Annotated in this window: 15 protein-coding genes and 1 other RNA gene; 12 read left to right on the top strand and 4 right to left on the bottom strand. The window is 73.1% G+C overall.

Features of this window, described 5'->3' with window-relative positions; genetic code table 11:
- Positions 1–54 precede the first annotated feature (54 nt).
- An RNA gene (ffs, locus tag WME82_RS49005) (signal recognition particle sRNA small type) lies at positions 55–144 on the top strand.
- 91 nt (positions 145–235) lie between these two features.
- Here ffs and WME82_RS49000 read toward each other — a convergent pair.
- Positions 236–1,705 (bottom strand): hypothetical protein, encoded by a 1,470-nt coding sequence (locus WME82_RS49000; protein ID WP_438040946.1) that lies wholly within the window; start codon positions 1,703–1,705, stop codon positions 236–238.
- 55 nt (positions 1,706–1,760) lie between these two features.
- Entirely contained in the window at positions 1,761–6,116 is a 4,356-nt protein-coding gene (locus WME82_RS48995; protein WP_438040945.1) for a protein kinase domain-containing protein, read from the bottom strand.
- Between the two features lie 378 nt (positions 6,117–6,494).
- On the opposite strand from WME82_RS48995, the gene WME82_RS48990 reads away from it, so the two are divergent.
- The gene (locus tag WME82_RS48990; protein ID WP_438040944.1) at positions 6,495–7,907 is read left to right on the top strand and encodes a sigma 54-interacting transcriptional regulator; all 1,413 of its coding nucleotides are present in this window, start codon (positions 6,495–6,497) and stop codon (positions 7,905–7,907) included.
- A gap of 78 nt (positions 7,908–7,985) precedes the next feature.
- Here WME82_RS48990 and WME82_RS48985 read toward each other — a convergent pair whose 3' ends face one another.
- Complete coding sequence (locus WME82_RS48985; protein WP_044967417.1) at positions 7,986–8,426, bottom strand: deoxycytidylate deaminase; 441 nt, start codon at positions 8,424–8,426, stop codon at positions 7,986–7,988.
- Positions 8,427–8,748: 322 nt separating this feature from the next.
- Here WME82_RS48985 and purD point away from each other — a divergent pair, with 322 nt between their 5' ends.
- The 4 genes from purD to WME82_RS48965 all read left to right on the top strand — a co-directional run bounded on the left by purD (position 8,749) and on the right by WME82_RS48965 (position 12,451).
- The gene (gene purD / locus WME82_RS48980; protein ID WP_438040943.1) at positions 8,749–10,041 is read left to right on the top strand and encodes a phosphoribosylamine--glycine ligase; all 1,293 of its coding nucleotides are present in this window, start codon (positions 8,749–8,751) and stop codon (positions 10,039–10,041) included.
- 9 nt (positions 10,042–10,050) lie between these two features.
- Positions 10,051–10,500, top strand: coding sequence for a hypothetical protein (locus tag WME82_RS48975; RefSeq protein ID WP_437547888.1), 450 nt, complete (start codon positions 10,051–10,053; stop codon positions 10,498–10,500).
- 220 nt (positions 10,501–10,720) lie between these two features.
- The gene (locus WME82_RS48970) at positions 10,721–11,599 is read left to right on the top strand and encodes an FHA domain-containing protein (protein ID WP_437296770.1); all 879 of its coding nucleotides are present in this window, start codon (positions 10,721–10,723) and stop codon (positions 11,597–11,599) included.
- Positions 11,600–11,602: 3 nt separating this feature from the next.
- The gene (locus WME82_RS48965; RefSeq protein WP_012241622.1) at positions 11,603–12,451 is read left to right on the top strand and encodes an FHA domain-containing protein; all 849 of its coding nucleotides are present in this window, start codon (positions 11,603–11,605) and stop codon (positions 12,449–12,451) included.
- On the opposite strand, the gene WME82_RS48960 is transcribed toward WME82_RS48965, so the two are convergent.
- Positions 12,342–13,046 carry a DciA family protein gene (locus WME82_RS48960; RefSeq protein ID WP_438045012.1) on the bottom strand — a complete coding sequence of 235 codons (705 nt, stop codon included), beginning with the start codon at positions 13,044–13,046 and terminating at the stop codon, positions 12,342–12,344. The two genes, WME82_RS48965 and WME82_RS48960, sit on opposite strands and share 110 nt — an antisense overlap.
- Positions 13,047–13,331: 285 nt before the next feature.
- Here WME82_RS48960 and WME82_RS48955 point away from each other — a divergent pair, with 285 nt between their 5' ends.
- From WME82_RS48955 to WME82_RS48930, 6 genes are all read left to right on the top strand, one after another.
- Complete coding sequence (locus WME82_RS48955; RefSeq protein ID WP_438040942.1) at positions 13,332–13,868, top strand: hypothetical protein; 537 nt, start codon at positions 13,332–13,334, stop codon at positions 13,866–13,868.
- A gap of 122 nt (positions 13,869–13,990) precedes the next feature.
- Positions 13,991–14,659: a hypothetical protein gene (locus WME82_RS48950; RefSeq protein ID WP_438040941.1), complete on the top strand. Its 669-nt coding sequence runs from the start codon at positions 13,991–13,993 to the stop codon at positions 14,657–14,659.
- A 79-nt stretch (positions 14,660–14,738) separates the two neighbouring features.
- On the top strand, positions 14,739–14,921 hold the full coding sequence (locus WME82_RS48945) for a hypothetical protein (protein WP_438040940.1): 183 nt from the start codon (positions 14,739–14,741) through the stop codon (positions 14,919–14,921).
- 53 nt (positions 14,922–14,974) lie between these two features.
- A complete protein-coding gene (locus WME82_RS48940; protein WP_438040939.1) occupies positions 14,975–15,334 on the top strand; it encodes a hypothetical protein in 360 nt (119 codons plus the stop codon).
- Positions 15,331–15,690 (top strand): hypothetical protein, encoded by a 360-nt coding sequence (locus WME82_RS48935; protein WP_438040938.1) that lies wholly within the window; start codon positions 15,331–15,333, stop codon positions 15,688–15,690. The genes WME82_RS48940 and WME82_RS48935 overlap by 4 nt, the downstream gene beginning before the upstream one ends.
- Positions 15,681–18,659 (top strand): bifunctional DNA primase/polymerase, encoded by a 2,979-nt coding sequence (locus WME82_RS48930; protein WP_438040937.1) that lies wholly within the window; start codon positions 15,681–15,683, stop codon positions 18,657–18,659. The genes WME82_RS48935 and WME82_RS48930 overlap by 10 nt, the downstream gene beginning before the upstream one ends.
- The last annotated feature ends 321 nt before the right edge of the window (positions 18,660–18,980 follow it).

The following is an 18,980-nucleotide window of genomic DNA, read 5'->3' as shown; positions in this document are numbered from 1 at the left end:
ATGGGGATGAGGTTCGACTACGAAGTCCCTGCGTCAGGCAACAGCGCCTGGACCTCATGGGTCCGCCGACAGCGCGCCGTGAACCCCGCCAGGCCCGGAAGGGAGCAACGGTAGCGGAAAGCGAGTGTGGCGGGCCCACTTACTTTTTGTCGGTCCAGTTGTGGACCCGACGCGCTTCTGCGCTCACCTCGGGACGCGGTCCCAGAGCCGGGCCGTCGCCGCGCTGATGCAGGCCTCAAGGGGCATCGAGCGCCGCCGGCGCGATGGGCGCGACGGGCACGGAGAACAGCGCCTCCGGGCTCGTCACGATGCGCGGGACATCGGCGTCCCGCAGCGGGCTTATGCCGTCAGCGGGCAGACGCTGCTGCACGATGCCCGCCGCATCGTCACCGCCCTCCAGCGTCACGGCGGAGAGGCGGCTGTCCAGACCGACGCCGCCGTCGATGAGCAGGCTCGCGCGGCGTGACGGGCGGATGGAGGGGTTGAGGGACTCGAGCCCGTTGCCGCTCAGCACGAGCCCGAAGATCGCGGCCTGCGCGCGCTCCTGCCAGCTCACGCCGTCGCCGACGACCTCCTGGGCGAGCCCGCCGTCCGCGCTCACCACCGCCGAGTCGGCGAAGGTCCCGGCGATGCGCATGCCGTCGATGATGATGCCGCGCGCGTCGCCGCTCATCCCCAGGCCGATGGCCCGGTTCTTCTCGAGGAGGCCTCCCGTGAGCTGGACGGTCTGCTCCGGCGTCGTGTGCTGGATCCAGATCCCGGGCTGGTTGCCGCTCACCTCGAAGCCCTCGCCGCTCTCGCCGAGGGCTGCGTTCGCTCGATCGATCAGGAGACCGAACCCGGTGTTGTCGGCGACTTTGAGGGCCGCCGCGTCGAGGGTCGAGCAGCCGGACACGGAGATGCCGCCGCTCGGATCGAACCCGCTCAGGCCATTGCCGCTGACCTCGACGCCAGACATCGAGGCGCGCGCCCCGACGAGCGACACGCCGACCACCTTGCTGTCGCGGACGAGCGCGTCCTCGACGTGGAGCTCCACCGGCGCCTCGCAGTCACAGCCGCCGGTGCACTGCGCCCACAGCCCCGGCCCCTGCGAGCCCGAGACGACGGACCGCACGACGGAGACGCGGCCGGCGTCGAACGCGCTCAGGCCGTACCGCGCCGAGCCCTCGATCGCCGACGCGACGAGGTCGAGCGACGCGCCGAGGCCGAGCGTCACGCCGTCGGACGCGCTGCCGACGACGCGCACCGCCTCGATCCGCGCCCGGGCGCCGGCCGCGATCCGCACGCCGCCCTCGCCCACGGTCAACGCCCGGAGGACGGCGCCGTCGCCGGCCGCGAGCGAGACCGCCGCGACGCTCACGGAGCCAGCGCCGCGGCCGAGCAGGCTCACGCCGGGGGGCAGATCGATCGGGCCGTAGGCGCCAGGGCCGAGCGCGATGCACGCCCCAGGCCGAGCGGCGTCGGTGGCCTGCGAGAGCGCGGCGTCGCTCGAGACCTCGATCACCTCGGCGCAATCGACCGACGCGGCGCAGAAGTCCCCGCCGCAGAGCGCTCCCGCGGGGACGCCGATGCACGCGCCAGACGCCGCGCGCGCGCCAGGGCATCCGCCCGGCGGTGCGGGATCCGACGCGCACCCGAGCGCCGCCGAGCCGAGCGCGGCCGCGGCGGTCAGAACGATAGCTGCCTGATTCCAAGACTTGATCATCACGAACGTCTCCCGCGCGGCACGTCGCGCTACCTGACGAGAAAGGGTCAGCGCCTCAGGGATCCGAGAGCAGCGCGCGGCACTCGGCCGCCCGCGCCGCGAGCTCGCCATCCCGGAAATGCGCCGCCAGCGAGGCGGAGAGCTGCGCCACGGCCGCCTCGGCGCGAGGGCGGGTCGAGGCGTCGCGGAGGGCCGCGCGGCAGATCCGCGCGAGGCCGAGCGCGACGTCCGCGAGGTACACGCGCCCGCCGCCCACCTCGGCGAGTCGCAGCGCCGCGCAGCCGGACTCGAGCGCCTCCCCGACGTGGCCGGCCGCGAGCAGCGCGGCGGCGAGGTTGCGGTACGCGTCCGGGAGATCGGCGCCAGCGCCGGCCTGCTCGCCCAGCCTCACGGCGCGCCGCGCGTGCTCCAGCGCGGCGTGCGGGCGCGCGAGACGGAGCTCGACCTCCGCGAGGTTGTTGTGGCCCGACGCGATCGCCTGGAGATCGCCGAGCCGCTCCTTCAGCGCGAGCGCTCGGGCGAACACCTCCCGCGCGCCGCCGAGATCGCCCTTCGCGAACAGCACGGCCGCGACGCCGTTCAGCGCGAAGCCCAGCGCCTCTGGGTACGCGCGCTCGTCGACGGCCCGCGCGGCCTGGCGGTAGCAGCGCTCCGCCTGCACCACCCGACCGCGCGAGTAGAACACCGTCCCGAGCGCGAGGAGCAGCTGCGACGCCGCCACGCGGCGGCGGTCGTCGCCTCGATGCAGCGTCCGGCAGATGCGCAGGCTCCGAAGCGCGACCGCGCGACACGCGTCGAGGTCGCCGGCGCGCCGGTGGAGCGCCGCGAGCAGCCCGTACATGGGGAGCGTCTCCGGGGCGGCGCCGCCGCGCTCCGCGAGCGCGATCGCGCGCTCGATCAGCGCGCGCGCGTCGGCCGTCGCGCCGCGCACCTTGAGCACGAGGGCGAGGCGGAAATCCACGCGCGCATCCCAGAGCAGCGCGGCCTCCGGGCCTTGCGCGGGCGGCGCGGAGGCGCGCCGCTCGACGCGGAGGATCCGCGTCCGCGCCTCGAGGTACGCGCGCTCCGCCTCGTCGAGTCGGCCCACCCTGCGGAGGGCGTCGCCGACGTCGAGCAACAGCGCCGCGCGCTCGTGCCAGGCGAACAGCCGGCGCTCGTCGCCCCCCGGCGCGGTGGCCGACGGGGCGCGCGCCGCGGAGCCCCTCGCCGGGGCGCCGTCCGCCGCGCTCGCGTGGATCTCCCGGGCCCGCTCGAAGTGCCGCAGCGCCTCGGCGTTCTGCCCGAGCGACGACGCGCTCGCCGCCGCGCGCGTGTAGGCGAGCGCCGCGCTCCGCGCGTCGCCGCCGCGATCATGGTGGAGCGCCGCGAGCGCCTCCCCGAGCCCCCGCGGCGCGCGCGCAGGCGAGCGCCCCGCCGAGACGCCGTCGACCCAGGCGGCGACCGCGCGGTGCATGGCCCGGCGCACCTTGAGGCTGAGCGTCTCGTAGGCGATCTCCTGGGTCGCCGCCTCGGCGAAGACGTACTCGCAGTCCTCGGGGAACGTCGACGCGTCACGCGCCTGGATGATCTGCTGCTCCCGGAGCCGCCGCAGCACGTCTGCGGTGCTCGATCCGCCGCCGTCGAGCGGCGCGGCGCCGCGGAGGTGGTCGATCGCGCCCTTCCAGAACGTCCTGCCGACCACGGCCGCCTGCGCCAGGACCGCGCGCGCCTCGCCGTCGAGCCGATCGAGCCGCGCCTGGACGATGCCCTGGATCGTCGCCGGCAACGAGAGCCGGGCGAGCTGCTCCTCGTGCAGGATCCAGGGCTCGCCGAGGCGCCGCTCGAGCGCGCCGGCGTCGATGAGCAGGTACAGCGTCTCGGTCAGCGTGAGCGGGTTGCCCTCGGCGCGCTCCGCCAGGGCGCGGATGGCCTCGGCGGAGCAGCGCGCGACGAGGCAGAGGCGCTCGCGCGCCATGTCCTCGATGTGCCGCCGCGGCAGCGGGCCGAGATCGAGGCGCGCGTGGCTCGCCTTCCCTTCGCCCCAGTGCGGCCGCCGCTCGTAGAGCTCGGGCCGGGCCGCGCCGACGAGCAGCAGGGGCGCGTCCGACAGGCGCACGGCGAGATCGTCGAAGAGGTCGAGGCTGGCGTCGTCTGCCCAGTGGATGTCGTCGAGCAGCACGACGACGGCTCCGCGCGCGGCCATCGCTCGCAGCAGCATCGCGACGGCCGCGGCCACCCGCTTCGCCACCTCGGCGCCGCCCTCGTCGGGCACGATCGCCGTCGCGGGCGCGGCTTGCGCCGCCGGGAACGGGCAGAGCACGGCCGCGACCTCCGCCAGCGCGTCCTCCAGGGCGAGCGGGTGCGGCGCGCCGCCGGCCTCGCCTCCGGCGTCGACGCCGAGGACGCCGCTCGCGAGCTTGCGCAGCACGACGTCGCGCGCGTCGCCGTCCTGGACGCGGAAATGAGCGCGGAGGAGCGACGCGGCGAGGTGGTAGCTCGCATCCATCGACAGCGACGAGCACGCCGCGCCGAGCACGATGCACGGCTCCGCCTGCGACAGCGCCCTCTTCCGGACCTCGGCGAGGAGACGGCTGCGGCCGATGCCGCCCGCGCCGATCAACGAGACGAACATCGCGCGCCGCTCCGCGATGACCGTCTCCAGCGCCTCCGAGAGCCGCTGCACCTCCCCCGCCCGCCCGATGAAACGGGTGCCGAGGCCGAGGAAATCGGATCCCGCGCCCGATCCGCTCGCGAGCTTCAGCACACGGAAGCCCGGCGCGCCGTCGCCTTGCGGCTCGACCTGGAAGAGCCCGGCCACCTGCCGGAACGTGGGCTGCGCGATCAGCACCGCGCCGGGCACGGCGGCCTGCTGGAGCTGCGCGGCCGCCTTCAAGGCCTCGCCGGAGGCGTCGACCGGAGCGCCCCGCCCGGTCGCGCCGCTCACGAACAGCCTCCCCGTGCTGATGCCCACGCGCAACCTCGGCCGGGAGCGCGGCGGCAGCTGGACAGGGAGCGACCCGGCGTCGAGCGACGCGAGCTCCAGCCCGGCGCGGACGGCGCGCTCGGCGTCGTTGTCGCTCGCGCGCGGCGCGCCGAACAGCGCGGTGACGACGCCCTCGCTCCTGCCCTGCACGACGCCCCCGAGCGCCTCGACGCGCTCGCGGACGAGCTCGCGGCACGCCTCGCGGAGCTCCAGCTCCTGCTCGGGATCGAGCGGCTCCTGCCCGTCGTCGCCGGCGACGATCTCCGCGGAGAGCACGGTGCAGACACGGTACTCACCCGCGGGCGCCGCGACCTTCGCCCCGCCCGTGGGCGCCGCGACCTTCGTGGCGTCCGCGGGCGCCGGGGCGGCCGGGAGCGCCGCGCTCGGACCCCGCGGGGACGCCTGGTCGGCCCTCGGCGAGATCGCGGAGAGCGGGGCAGCCGACGGCCGGAGCGCGGAGCCGGCGCGCGCGGACGCGAGCGCTTCTCCGAGCTCGCGCGCGTCCCGGAAGCGCGCTGCGGGCTCGACCGCGACGGCCCGCGCGACGACCGCCTCGAGCGCGGGGCTCGCCTCGACGCCGAGCCCCGCGAACGACGGCCGCCTGCGCGGGTCCACGGCGGCGAGGTAGAGCTCGGCCCAATCGCGCCCGTCGATCGGCTGCTTCCCCGAGGCCAGCTGCAGCAGCACGAGCCCGAGCGCGAACACGTCCGTCCAGGGCCCCGTCGCGCCGAGCTTCGGCTCGAACTGCTCCGGAGCGCCGTAGAGCGGCGTGAACACGTGCAACGTCGGCGACGTCGCGAGCACCTGCGTCGTGTCGCTGGGGTTCACGCCCCGCGCCGCGGCCACGGCTCGCCTCGTCTCCGCGAGCGCCTTCGACAGCGGCATCGACGCGTCGATCACCTTGGCGATGCCGAAATCGACGACCTTGATCGTCGTCGCGCCGGGAATCTCGACGAGGAACAGGTTCGCCGGCTTGACGTCGCGGTGAGAGACCCGCTCGTCGTGCGCCATCGCGAGCGCGCCCACCGCGGGCGCCAGGAGCTCGATCGCCTCGTCGACGGAGTACGGCGCGCGCCCGGAGGCGCGCCGCGCCTCGATGTGCTGCGCGAGCGTCTCTCCCTCGAGCCACTCCATGACGATGTACGGCGTCCAGCAGCCCTCCGGCGAGGTCGCGGCAGAGACGTCGAGCGCCTGGACGATGCCCGTCGTCCGGCGCGAGAGCCGGTGCAGCAGCCGGGCCTCGCGCTCGAACGTGTCGAGCAGCGACTGCCGCTCTTCCGGCAGGAGATCTGCGGGGATCTTCAGGCACTTGACCGCCACCTGCTCCTGGAATCCCAGGTGGGTCGCCCGGTAGACCACGCCGAACGTCCCCTCGCCGGCCACGGCGTCCACCAGCAGCTTGCCGCCGATGGTGCTGCCCACCCAGCCGAACGGGTCCCGCGCGATCATCCGCGGAAATTCTACTGCCCGCGCCGCGGCACCGGGAGCGCGCCGCCTCGCAGCGATGACGATCGCTGCCCCGCGCGCGCTGGGCCACCTCGACCGCCACGGCTGGGGAGCCCCGCGAGCCCCGCGGGCGCGAGGTGAGCGCGACGGCGGTCGCCCTGCGCGCGCGTCCGTGCTACGCAGCCGGCTGCTGGGCGTGCCCTCGGTCCTGGCGACCGTCCCGCGAACGCTGCCGCAACGGTCCCCGGAACGGATCGCACGCGCGCGGCGGCAGGGCGTCGCTCGTCGTCCGGCGCGACTCTGGGGTGCGATGTGGCTGAGCCGGAGATCCTTTCCCGCGATGGTGGCTCGCTCGAGCTCCTGATCATCACCCAGAGCTCGATGAGCACCCGACAGCTGCCGGGCTCGGGCAGCGTCGTCCTGGGCAGGGACGAGGACGCCGACATCTGCGTCCCCGACGCCTCGGTGTCGCGCCGGCACGCGGTGCTGCACCTCGGCCCGCCGCTCCGGATCGAGGACCTCGGCAGCAGCAACGGGACCCGCGTGCGCGCCCGGCACTGCAGCGCGGCGACCGAGCGCCTGATCGATGTGGGCAAGAGCACGCCCGCGCGGGGCGCTGCGGTCGAGCTCTCGCCCGGCGACGTCATCTACCTCGGCGCCGCGCGCGTCGTCCTCCGCCAGAAGGGCGGCGAGCGGGACGCGGGCAAGGACGTCATCGTCAAGGACGACGCGATGCGCGCCGTCTACGAGCTCGCCGAGCGCGTCGCGAACGGCCCGATCAACATCCTCCTGCTCGGCGAGACGGGCGCCGGCAAGGAGGTGCTGGCCGAGGCGATCCACAGGGCCTCGCCGCGCGCGAGCCGCCCGCTCCTGCGCCTGAGCTGCGTCGCGCTGTCCGAGTCGCTGCTCGAGAGCGAGCTGTTCGGTCACGAGCGCGGCGCCTTCACCGGCGCCGTCCGGGCGAAGCCGGGGCTGCTCGAGACGGCCGAAGGGGGCACCGTGTTCCTCGACGAGATCGGCGAGCTGCCGCCCTCGATCCAGGCCAAGCTGCTCCGGGTCATCGAGGAGCGGAAGGTGATGCGGGTCGGCGGGCTGACCCCCATCAAGATCGACGTCCGCTTCGTCTCGGCCACGCACCGCGACCTCGAGGCCGAGGTGAGCCGCGGCGCGTTCCGGCAAGACCTGTATTTCCGGCTGAACGGCGTGACCCTCTCCATCCCGCCGCTGCGCGAGCGGCCCGGGGAGGTCGCGGCGCTGGCGCAGCTCTTCGCGGAGCGCACGGCGAAGGAGCTCTTCCCCGGCGAGGCGAGCGCCGCGTCCGTTCCGATCTCGCCCGCGGCCCTTGCCGGGCTCCAGCGCCACAGCTGGCCAGGCAATATCCGGGAGCTGCGCAACGTGCTCGAGCGCGCGGTGATCCTCGCCAACGGGGCGCCCATCGGGCCGGAGCACCTGCTCCTCTCCCCGCTGGCCGATCCCACCCGTCCATCGCATGCCATGCCCCTTCCGGCGCGCCCGCCGCAGGCGCCCTCGAACGCGCGTGCGCCGGCGCCGGCGCCACCGTCTACGATTGCGAGGAGCGTGCCCGACGGCGCGAAGAGCGCGCCGGACGGCGTGGACCCGGGCCCCACCCGGCTGCGCGACGCCATGGAGGCCCACGAGCGCGAGCGCATCGTCCAGGCGCTCGAGCAGTGCATGGGGAACCAGACGCGCGCCGCGGCGCTGCTCGGGATCTCACGGCGCACGCTGGTCGAGCGGATCCGCGTGTACGGGCTGCCGCGGCCGCGCAAGGCCTGAGCGTTGCGCAGATCGCCGCGCAACCTGGCGTCGACTGCGCGAGGGCTCGCTCAACCGAGCGGCCGCCCGCGCAATACCTCAGGCGGGCGTCTCGCGCCGCTCCAGCGGGGCGAGCTCGATCCCGAGCTCCGTGGCGAACCGGAAGATGCGCTCGTCGCGGTAGAACTCGCCGAAGACGACGCGCGAGAGCCCCGCGTTCGCGATCATCTTGAAGCACCCCCAGCAAGGCGAGGCCGTGACGTAGACCGTCGCGCCGTCGATCCGCACCCCGTTCCGCGCGGCCTGGATGATGGCGTTGGCCTCCGCGTGGATCGTGCGCACGCAGTGGCCGTCCTCGATCAGGTGCCCGTCCTCGTCGCAGTGAGGCAGCCCCCGGATCGAGCCGTTGTACCCGGTCGCGAGGATGCTCTTGTCGCGCACGATCACCGCGCCGACGTGCTTCCGATCGCAGGTCGCCCGCGACGCGACGACCTCGGCGATGCGCATGAAATATTCATCCCACGAAGCCCGATGCGTCATCGCTCACCTCCACGACGGGGGATCCGCGCCCGCCGCCCCCTCGACGTCCCCTCGACGCCGAGCGACCCGCGCTCGCCGATCCCTCCAGAATGTTCAGGGATCCGCCCTCCGGTCCCCCTCGCGAAGGGCCCGGCGTCGCGCGCCCGCGGCCCCGGCGGAGCCGCGCCGCGCGCCCAGCGCGCGCTTCTATCACGACGCCGGGCGCCGCGGAGCCCCCCGCGGGCACGGGACCGCGCGAGGCGCCTCGACAGCGAGGCCCGGCGCGTGGTAGCGCGCGGGGGTGAGCTCCGCCGCCCCCCGAAGGTCAGATCGCCGCATCCTCGTGCTCGGCTCCGGGGGGCGCGAGCACGCCCTCGCGCGTGCGTTCGCCCGATCGCCCTCGGTCGCCGAGGTGATCGTGGCGCCCGGGAACGCCGGGACCCACGCGCCAGCGGGCGCCGGCCGCGCCCCGATCCGCCGCGTCGACCTCCCGTCCCTGTCGCCCGCCGAGGCGACCCGGCTCGCCGTCCGCGAGCGCGCCGACCTGGTCGTCGTCGGCCCCGAGGCGCCGCTCTGCGCCGGCGTCGCCGACGCGCTCGCCGCCGAGGGCGTCGCCGTCTTCGGGCCGAGCCGCGAGGCGGCGCGCCTCGAGGGGTCGAAGGCGTTCCTCAAGGAGTTCGCCGCCCGCCACGGGATCCCGACCGCGCCGTTCCGGATCGTGCGCTCCTTCGACGAGGCGGCCCGCGTCATCCGCGAGCGCGGCGCGCCCATCGTCGTGAAGGCCGACGGGCTCTGCGCCGGCAAGGGCGTCGTCGTCGCGACGACCGTCGACGAGGCGCTCGCGGCCGCGAAGGACATGCTCGTGGATCGCCGCTTCGGCGACGCCGGCGCGACCGTGATCCTCGAGGACGCGATCCAGGGCGAGGAGGCCAGCGTGCACGCCATCAGCGACGGCGAGGCGATCTTCGTCCTGCCGGCGGCGCGCGATCACAAGCGCGTCGGCGAGGGCGACACCGGGCCGAACACGGGCGGCATGGGCGCGTTCGCGCCGAGCGCCCGCGTCACCCCGGCCCTGACCGCGCGCGTCGAGCGCGAGATCCTCCGGCCGACGATCGACGGCATGCGGGCGGAAGGGAGGCCCTTCCGCGGGGTGCTGTTCGCGGGCCTGATGATCACGCCCGCCGGGGACCCCATCCTGCTCGAGCACAACGTCCGCTTCGGCGATCCCGAGTGCGAGGCGCTGATGGAGCTGCTCGAGGGCGACGTCGCCGAGCTCTGCGCGTCTGCCGCGGCGGGCGCGCTCGCTCCCGGAGCGGCGCGCGTCGCCCCCGGCCGCCACGCGCTCACCGTCGTGCTCGCGGCGCGCGGCTACCCCACGGCGCCGGTGACCGGCGACGTCATCCGCGGCCTCGACGCTGCGGCCGCGGTGGAGGGCGCCTTCGTGAACCACGCGGGCACGGCCGAGCGGGACGGCGCGGTCGTGACCGCGGGGGGCCGCGTGCTCGCCGTCACCGCCGCGGGCGACTCGCTCACCGAGGCGCGGGAGCGCGCCTTCCGCGCCGCGAGCGCCATCGACTTCGACGGCAAGGTGCTCCGCCGCGACATCGGGGTGGACGGAGCGCGCGCGGCCGGGTGAGGCGGCACCATGGAACCCATCGTCGATCTCGCCCCAGGCGCTGAGGAGAACCCGCTCGCGGCCTACCTCGGTCACCTCATCCGCGAGCACCTCGCGCGCGACCCGAAGCGCGCCTCCGATTTCCGGGCGCTGCGCGGGTCGGTGCTCGTCGTCGCGCAGGACGCCGATACGTCCATGACGATGCGCTTCGACCACGGGCGGCTCACCATCCACGACGGCGCCATCGGCATCCCGTCCGTCACGTTCTGCGGCGACGAGTCGGCGCTCCGCCGGCTCCCCGACGTCGCGTTCCACCGCTGGCTGCGCCTCCCGAAGCTGGGGGTGCTGCACCGCCGACAGAGCGGCCCCCTGCGCGACCTCGCGCGCCTCGTGGCCCGCGGGGAGCTCAAGATCTACGGCCTCGTCGCGCACCCAAGGCTCCTCCTCAGACTGCTCCGGGTCCTCTCTCGCCTCCCCTGAGAGCCTCGCCCAAGCCGGTAGCAACGCCGCGCGACGACACGCGGCACCATGCGGCGACGATGCGGCGACGATGCGGCGACAATAACTGGTGTGATACTGTAAGGCGGAAGCGGACGTCCCGTCCGCATTGCACGGCCGTTCTTGTGGGCTTGCAAACCAATGCTACACGGCCCGAAAGCTGTCTTTTGACGGCCTGTTGGGCTGTTGGTATGGCTCGATCATGGGCATCCGATTGCGCTACCTCGCCCACGATCTCGAGGTGCCGCTCGGCGAGTTCTTCATCGGACGGAGCGCGGACTGCCAGCTGTCGCTGGACGACCCGCTGGTGTCGCGCAGGCACGCGCTGCTGACCGTCGGTGAGGGCGGCGTCGCGATCGAGGATCTCGGCAGCCGCAATGGCGTGCTCATCAACGGGGCTCGGATCGCGGGGCGCCAGATCCTGTCGGACGGCGACAAGATCGCGATCGGGGGGCAGGAGATGTTCCTGCTCGGGGCCATCGAGCCGAGCTCGGCGCACTCGCCGCGGAGCGCGCCGCTCTGGACGAGGCAGCAGAACGCGCGCACGGTCGACATGAGCGAGATGCCCGCAGGCGAGGACGACGGCGCGACGGCCATCGCCTCCCGGAGGTCGCTCCCCGGGCTCGTCCCCCAGCACCCGGACAAGCGCGTGCACGCGCTCAGCCTCATCGGCAGCGTCGCCGACAAGGCGCTCGCCCTGGGGCGCGTCGACGAGGCCGAGCGCATCCTCCAGCGCTCGCTCAGCGACATCCTCACGAAGGCGCGGGACGGGGGCGTCGGCGCCGTGCAGCCCGAGCTGGTCGAGAAGGCAAGCATGTATGCGGCCCGCCTCGCCGCGGCGACGGGTCGGGGCTCGTGGATCAACTATATTTTCGAGCTGAATACCCGGCTCGAGCTCCTCCTCCCCGCCTACCTCGTCGATGAGCTGTATAGTGTCCTGCGCAAGGTGAAGGCCGTCGACATGTCCATTCTCCGTGGCTATGCGAAGCGGCTCCGCGAGCGCGCAGGCGAGCGTACGCCGGCGGAGCGGTTCATCCTCCAGCGCATCGAAGGGCTCGAGCGCCTCGGCGCACTGAAATAGACCATGCCTTTCCGCCTCCGGTACTTGGCGCACGATTTCGAGCTCCCCGAAGGGCCCTTCGTGATTGGCCGGAGCGGCGACTGCCAGCTCTCGCTCGATGACCCGCTGGTGTCGCGGCGCCACGCGACGCTGCAGGTGCGCAACGACGGCGTGGCCTTGCACGATCTCGAGAGCAGGAACGGCGTGTACGTCAACGGCACGCGCATCTCCGGCCAGCGCGAGCTGACCGACGGCGACCGCATCATCATCGGCAGCCAGGAGATGCTGCTCTACGGCGGGGAGGAGTCGCGCCCCCACGACGCCTACGGGGTCGAGTTCCGCCGCGCGACGGCGACGCTCGGCGCGATGGCGCTGACCGAGATGCGCAAGATGTCGGACGACCCGACGGAGCTCACGAGCCCGACGGGAGACGGCGGATCCAAGGGCTTCCAGTCGCTGCGCCTGCTCGCGAGCCTCGCCGACAAGGCGCTGGCGATGGGCCGCAGCGAGGAGGCAGAGCGCATCCTGCAGACGGTGCTGATCGACATCCTGAGCCGCGCGCGGACGAACGTGCCGCTGGAGATGCCGGCCGCCGAGCTCGCCGCGCGCTACGCGGCTCGCCTCGCCGGCGCCACGACCAAGGGGACGTGGGTCAACTACGCGTTCGAGCTCTTCACGATCGCGCGCCGCCCGCTGCCCGGCCCCGTCGTCGACGAGCTCTACACCGTCGTCCGGCGCGTCAAGACGCTCGATATCCAGCCGCTCAGGATCTACCTCGACGACCTCCGCCGGATGGCTCCGTCGTTCGGTCCGACCGAGCGGTTCTTGATGCAGCGGATCGAGGGTCTCGAGCGCCTCGTCGCGGCGAAGTAGCCTCCGCATCGCCGCCTGGCGTCGCGGGAGCGGCGGCCTCTGGCGGCACGCGCGACACGCGCGAGGCCGGCGGCTGCGCCGCGCGAGCGGCCCCGTGTGGGGCAGGCGGCGGCGACACACGTGGGGCCGGCGCCGCGGAGGGCTGGAACGGCGGCGACACACGTGGGGCCGGCGCCGCGGAGGGCTGGAGCGGCGGCGGTGCGTTGCGGGGACGCGCGATCGCCTCGGCTTCCTGCCAGCCGAGGTTCCTCGCGGCGGCCTTCGCGATCGCGTCGCGTAGCTCGGTATCGGCGACCTTCCCGAGCTCTCGCCGCACCTCGACCGGGAGCGGCGCCTCCTTCGGGGTCGGGCGGACCTCCTCGCGCCACGGCGGCCGCGCGACCGGCTCCACCTTGCCCACGCGGAACCGGAGGGACTGCACCGGGAGGCCGCGCGACCGGAGCTGCGCGGTGATGGCGTCGCCGAGCAACGAGAGCTCCTGCGCCCACATCGAGCTCGCCGCGCGGACGTGGAGCACGCCGCGCTCCAGCTTGAGCGGCCGCGCGCGCGCGGCGATCCGGGACCCCACGGCCGCTTCCCACTCGCGGAACGGCATCGGCGAGGTGTCGACCTCCGCCGGCGCCGAGAGCGAGGACCCGCGCTGGATCAGCGCACCCAGCCGTTCGATCCCACCTCCGCTCCGACGCGACATGCGCGCCGAGCGTAGCAGCCTGACAGCGCCGTGCTCCGGCAGAGCGCGCCGTCCAGGCTCGCCCAGCGTCACGAACGGTCAGCCCCTACGGCGCCGCCTTGTGACCAAGACGGCCGCCCGCCAGAGCGAACCACCCGCCCTCGGCTGCCTGGCGACGAACGATCGTGAGGGGCGCTCTCGGTACCGAAGGTGGGACTCGAACCCACAAGCCCTTGCGGACAGCGGATTTTGAATCCGAGTGGCAGCACGGCGAACGGTGACGAGCCGTCAGATTCGGCCGAAAGGCAGGGGGGCGAGGACGCCGATCGGGACGGGTCACCGGAGGCGCCGCCCGTTGCCGAGGGGGTGGGCGCCCTTTCGAGGGAGCGCGCGGAGCGGAGCGAGGACGACGGCCGGCACACGACGATCGCCAGCCCCCACGGCGACGACGTCGGGCGCCCCGTACAGGGAGTGACCCTGCCGATAGCGAGCGCTGCCACCGTTGAGCATGCGCCGGCCATCATGCTGATGCCCGGGCAGCCTCCCTCACCACGCGCGGCGCTGCTAGCGCAGCTCGGAGACGGCTTGCGCATGGCAGCCATGCTTGGCGACCTCGACACCGTGCGGGCGCTGCATGCAGCGATCGGGCATGCGCTCGCCATGCCGCCCACGACGAGTGAAGCGGGCAGCGGCGCGAGCAACGTCGTGACGCTGACGCGCGAGCGCGACCGCAGGGGCGCACGCTGAAAATCGGACGCCCACGTCGCCGCACGGTGCTGCCGGCTTCCTCGTGACGGCTCTAGGGTGAGCTGGCAGCGGCCGAGGAGGTGGTTGCGCCCTCTCGTCCGCTGACATGCCGTGGAGGGAGTGTGAGCGCGAACGCGGGCCATGACGGCAAGCCTGACATGCAGGCGACCGACCTGGATTGGCCGCTGCCGTACACAACCTACAGCGAGGACGCGATGATCCTCGCCCGGCTCCTGGACGGCAAGCTGCGGCGTCCGGATGGGGTGTGTCACGCGTCGCAGGAGCTGACGGACGAGGACATCGCCCTCGCCGAGGAGCTCCTCTACACCCTCTCGATGGCTCTTCAGGGGAACAATCGCGAGGTGCTCGACCAGGTCGGCGCTGCGCGCGATCTGCTGATGGGCGTCGAGCGCGGCGTCGGCCCCACGCTCGCTCGCTACGTCCATGCCATCCGGACGTTCGCCGCCCACAGGCGCGACGCACTCCGCCACCGCGTCCGCCCCCCGCTGGTGGTGATGCGCGAGAGCCTTGCGAAGCACTACGACCCGGCGTTCGCAGGGCTGACGCTCGAGCGGCTCGATAGCGAGCTGGATTCCGTGAGCGAAGATCCGAAAGGCGGCGCGGGCCGACGCGGACCCGTAGCGGTTGCCGCGCGGCTCGCCGTCTCCGTGGGCGCGTTCGACTTTGGCTCGATGCCCGGAACCTACGGGGAGCGCGTGAAGAAGGCGAGCGCGCGGCTCGAGACGCTGGTCGCGAAGCAGAAGCGGAAAGAGAAGTCCAGCGGAACCTAAGCCCTGCCGCCGTGGAATCCCTTTCCAGGGTGGCAAGGGTTCGCGAAACCGCGGCGGCCGCTGCACATTCGGCGTCGCTATGGCGCTGACCGAAACGCAAAAGGTTCTCGTGCTCGCGGGGCTCTCGGGCGTCGACCCCCGCACCGTGAAGAAGCACCTCCGCGGGGAAGCTGTCCGCGAATCCGTGCGGGAGCGGATCGATCTCGCGCTGCGCCACCTGGCGCAGGTGCAGGGAGCTCCGATGCCGCAGTTGCAGGGCTGAAACGAAGAGCGGCGCCACCGTCGCGATACGGAGCGCCGCGGGTGGGTTGGACGATGGGACACGAACAGGACAGCCCTGCCCCGAACAAGGGCAGGGGACAGATCACAACCACGATCGCCATCCCGCTGGACGGGCTCGCGATCACGGCCGCGCCGCCTGAGCTCCTGAGCCAGCGCAACGTGGAAGCCGTCACAGGGATCCCGGCGCGGGTCTACTTGGACGAGCTCAGGAAGGCCGGCTTTCCTCTCAAGGTGGTGCGGCTCGGCAAGCTGCGCCTCGTGCCGCGGGTCGAGTTTCTGGCATGGCTTCGGGCGTACACCGCGCCGACGCGACCCGCGAACGATGCGCCTGGTGACAGCGTCGCCGCCGTCCTTGCGGAGGTCGGCTGCGAGCGCAAGCGAGGTCGCGGATGAGCTGCACCGGCCTCACCGCGAGCGGAGCGGAGCTCTCCGCCGAGCTCGCGCGCATTCTCCAAGCGATCAAGGTCTTCCTTGCCCAAGCCGGCCCCCCGCGGTGCAATCCAGAACGACTGCTGGTCCTCGGGCAGGAAGGCATCGACGGCGCGGTGGTCACGCTCCGCGAACGAAGCAGCGCGGCCGCAGCGCTCGACCGCGCTGGAGATCCGGACGCTGCGCGTGCACTCGCCGCACCGGTGCCGAACGGTGCGGTTCGCGTTGTCGCCGTGGCGAGCGACGGGAGCTACCGCACCGCGCTGGCGTGGTGGCCATCAACGGCAGAGCGCATCAACGCCGCCGGGGGATGCGCGTGACGGCCGCAGCTCCGCATCTGCGCAACGACGCGCCGCGCGCTGCGCTCTCCGGGCGGGTGGCGCGCTCCGCGTGCACGCATCCGCCTGACGTTGTCGGGCTCGAGGCCGTGAGCGCTCTGTCTCTCGCAGAAGCCGCCGCGGAGTACGCGCGGCGTGGCTTCCGCGTGATCCCTCTGCACAGCGTCGGACCGGTCGGCGCCTGTAGCTGCCCGCGAGGAGCAGCGCACGCGAGGCATGCCGGGAAGCATCCTCGGATCAAGGACTGGGAGCGGGAGGCATCGAGCGACGTCGCCAAGGTCCGGGCATGGTGGGAACGATGGCCGTCGGCGAACATCGGGCTGGCGATGGGCGGCCCGGCCGCCCTGTTCGCCGTCGATGTCGACGGACCAGAAGGGCGCGCCACGCTCGCCGCGCTTGAGCGGGAGCACGGACCGCTGCCCGCAACGTTCCGTACCGCATCGGGTCGCGACGACGGCGGTCACCTTCTGTTCGCCATCCCGCCCGAGCTGGCCGATCTCGGCGCAGAGCTCGCGAACAGCGTCGCCAAGCTGCCCGGGATCGATGTGCGCGCGCAAGGCGGGCAGATCGTTGCCCCGCCGTCGCTCCACCACACGGGACGGCTCTACGCCGTGGCGCTCGTCGCTCCGATCGCGAGCGCCCCCCGGTGGCTGCTCGAGCGGCTGACCACGCCGAAGGCGCCCCCCGCCAGACCGCAGCTCACACCCGCCACGCAAGAGGCGGCGCCGCGCAGCACGGACGCTAGGACGCGCGCAGCGGCGTACCTCCGGACGATGGATCCCGCGATCTCGGGACAGCGAGGTCATGACGCGCTCTGGCGCGCCGCCGTGGCGATGGTCTGCGGATTCGAGCTCGCCCCCGATGTCGCGCTCGATCTGCTGCGCACCGAGTACAACCCGCGCTGCCTGCCGCCGTGGTCCGAGGCAGAGCTCCGCCACAAGGTCGAGGATGCAGGCCACGCCGGGGTGCCTCGTGGGTACCTGCTGCACGAGGCGGGGCATGCGGACCGCTTGCGGACCTCTGCCGCGCTGGCGATCGACCCGGCGCGTGATGAAGGCTACGAGGAGCTCGAGCGCGATGCGATCGTGAACGAACCGCAGAGCATCGCGGCCGTCTTGAACGAGCTTCGGGGACTTCCCAGGGAGAAGCGAAGCGGTGCCGCCCGTGCGCCTGGCATCCTGCGCCTCGCTGCGACGCTGTCCGAGGACTCGCCGGATTGGACCGACCTCTACGAGGGGCTGAAGGTGCTCGGCGTGGGCGTGCTCCCTTGGAAGCGCGCGGTCCGCGCCTTCAGGGGGCGCGGTCACAGCGCGAGCTCCAGTGATGCCCACCCGGGCGAGACCGACGAGCGCCCCGTGATCGTCGTGACGACGGCGGAGCACGAGGTCAACGACGGCGCGGTCCAGGCGCTTGCATCGGTTCCGGGCGTCTACCAGCGCGGGTGGATGCTGGTCGACATCGTGCGGGAGACGGCGAGCGTCCCAGGGCTCGCACGCGCCGAGGGGACGCGCCGCATCCGCACGATCCCCCTGCCCCGGCTGCGTGAGCTCCTCACGGTCGCTGCGCGGTGGGTCGTACAGCGGACCGATCCGCAGACCGGCGAGATCACCATGCGGACGGCGCATCCGCCTGATTGGAGTGTCCGCGCTGTTGAAGCGCGCGGCCAGTGGGAAGGCATCCCACGGCTCACCGCGATCGCAGAGTGCCCGGTTCTACGACCCGATGGGAGCATGCTGCTCGTGCCCGGCTACGACGCACGAACGGGCATCCTCTACGCGCCCGTCCTCGACTTCCCGGCGATCCCACACGCGCCGACGAGGGATCAGGCGCGTGAGGCGGCGGACTTGCTCCTTGATGTCGTCGAGGACTTCCCCTTCGAGAGCGATGTGCATCGCGCGGCGTGGCTCGCGTCGGTCCTGACGCCCCTCGCGCGGTTCGCCTTCGAGGGGCCGGCGCCGATGTTCGTCTACTCGGGGAACGTGCGCGGCGCGGGCAAGACCCTGCTCGCGAAGGTCGTCGGGGAGATCGTCACGGGCCGGCCGATGGCGACGATGACGCAGGTCGACAGCGAGGAAGAGGAACGCAAGCGGATCACGTGCATCGCGCTGGAGGGCGATCCGCTGGTGCTCATCGACAACATCAGCCGCCCCCTCGGCAGCGGCACGCTGGACAAGGCGCTGACGGATGTCTTCTGGGGGGAGCGGCTCCTCGGCAGCAACAACCGCCCGCAGCTCCCCATGCTCGCCACGTGGTACGGCACCGGGAACAACGTCGCCTTCCGAGGCGACACGGCGCGGCGCTGCTGCGTGATACGGCTCGACAGCCCGCTCGAGAAACCCGAGACACGCGACGACATGCGCCAGCCGCATCTGCTCGGCCACGTCCGGGAGCATCGCGCGAAGCTCGTCGCGGCCGCCCTGACCGTCCTCCGCGCGTGGACTGCTACAGGGATGGATCTGCACACGTTGGAGCCGCGCATGAGGTCGTGGGGCTCGTTCAACGAATGGTCGAGGGTGGTCTGCGGTGCGATCGTCTGGCTCGGCTATCCGGACCCCGGCGAGGCGCGCGGCTCTGCGGACGATGAGGACGACCCGGAGGCGACGGCGCTCGAGCAGCTCGTCGACGGCTGGACCAAGGTCTGCGCGGACATCTCCCCGGATCGGAACGCATGCACCGTCGCTCAGGTGCTCGATGCTCTTCAGCAGGACGATGCGGATCGCGCCGCCGTACGCATGCAGCACACGCCGAAGCCGGCGAAGTGGCCGGTGCTCCGCGCCGGCCTGGCCGAGCTCGTGTCAGGTGTCCCGGCGGGCAAGCTGCCGAACGTCAAACAGATCGGCTACCTGCTGCGCCGGTACAGGAACCGCAACGTAGGCGGGCGCAAGCTTGTCCAGACGAACATCGTGCGCGGCGAACGCCTCTGGACCGTCGTTCCCGTGAATCGGCCGTGATGAGCGCCGGGCTGCGAGCCGCCGCATGTTCGCCTGCTCATGCCCTGGCCCCTTGGAGCTCCGCCGCCGATGGGATGGGGGTGGCGATGGTGGCGATGGTGGCCATCTCCCCGGGCCCCTCCGGGCGCGATGGACTTTTTTTCGATGGCACGTGATCCAGTACACACGAAAATTTTTGATCTCGCCCACGGGGTCTAAGGATCATCGCCACCATCGCCACCATCGCCACCCCGAGAGGGGGCTGCATCGCGACGAAGAGGGGGAGCGCTGACCGCGTAAGTCCCTGGAAACAGGCGTTTCGTATGCGTCCCCCCCTCGGGA

The organism is Sorangium sp. So ce128 (genome assembly GCF_051525245.1).
GTDB classification, from domain to species: Bacteria; Myxococcota_A; Polyangia; order Polyangiales; family Polyangiaceae; genus Sorangium; species Sorangium cellulosum_B.
The sequence above is the reverse complement of the archived record's forward strand: the minus strand, read 5'-3'. Positions and strand labels throughout refer to the sequence as shown.

Excerpts from the sequence above, each read along its gene's own strand:
- WME82_RS49000 (WP_438040946.1), bottom strand. The coding sequence starts at position 1,705 with ATGATCAAGTCTTGGAATCAGGCAGCTATCGTTCTGACCGCCGCGGCC.
- WME82_RS48995 (WP_438040945.1), bottom strand. The coding sequence starts at position 6,116 with ATGATCGCGCGGGACCCGTTCGGCTGGGTGGGCAGCACCATCGGCGGC.
- WME82_RS48990 (WP_438040944.1), top strand. The coding sequence starts at position 6,495 with ATGAGCACCCGACAGCTGCCGGGCTCGGGCAGCGTCGTCCTGGGCAGG.
- WME82_RS48985 (WP_044967417.1), bottom strand. The coding sequence starts at position 8,426 with ATGACGCATCGGGCTTCGTGGGATGAATATTTCATGCGCATCGCCGAG.
- WME82_RS48975 (WP_437547888.1), top strand. The coding sequence starts at position 10,051 with ATGGAACCCATCGTCGATCTCGCCCCAGGCGCTGAGGAGAACCCGCTC.
- WME82_RS48970 (WP_437296770.1), top strand. The coding sequence starts at position 10,721 with ATGGGCATCCGATTGCGCTACCTCGCCCACGATCTCGAGGTGCCGCTC.
- WME82_RS48965 (WP_012241622.1), top strand. The coding sequence starts at position 11,603 with ATGCCTTTCCGCCTCCGGTACTTGGCGCACGATTTCGAGCTCCCCGAA.
- WME82_RS48960 (WP_438045012.1), bottom strand. The coding sequence starts at position 13,046 with ATGCCGTTCCGCGAGTGGGAAGCGGCCGTGGGGTCCCGGATCGCCGCG.
- WME82_RS48945 (WP_438040940.1), top strand. The coding sequence starts at position 14,739 with ATGGCGCTGACCGAAACGCAAAAGGTTCTCGTGCTCGCGGGGCTCTCG.
- WME82_RS48940 (WP_438040939.1), top strand. The coding sequence starts at position 14,975 with ATGGGACACGAACAGGACAGCCCTGCCCCGAACAAGGGCAGGGGACAG.
- WME82_RS48935 (WP_438040938.1), top strand. The coding sequence starts at position 15,331 with ATGAGCTGCACCGGCCTCACCGCGAGCGGAGCGGAGCTCTCCGCCGAG.
- WME82_RS48930 (WP_438040937.1), top strand. The coding sequence starts at position 15,681 with ATGCGCGTGACGGCCGCAGCTCCGCATCTGCGCAACGACGCGCCGCGC.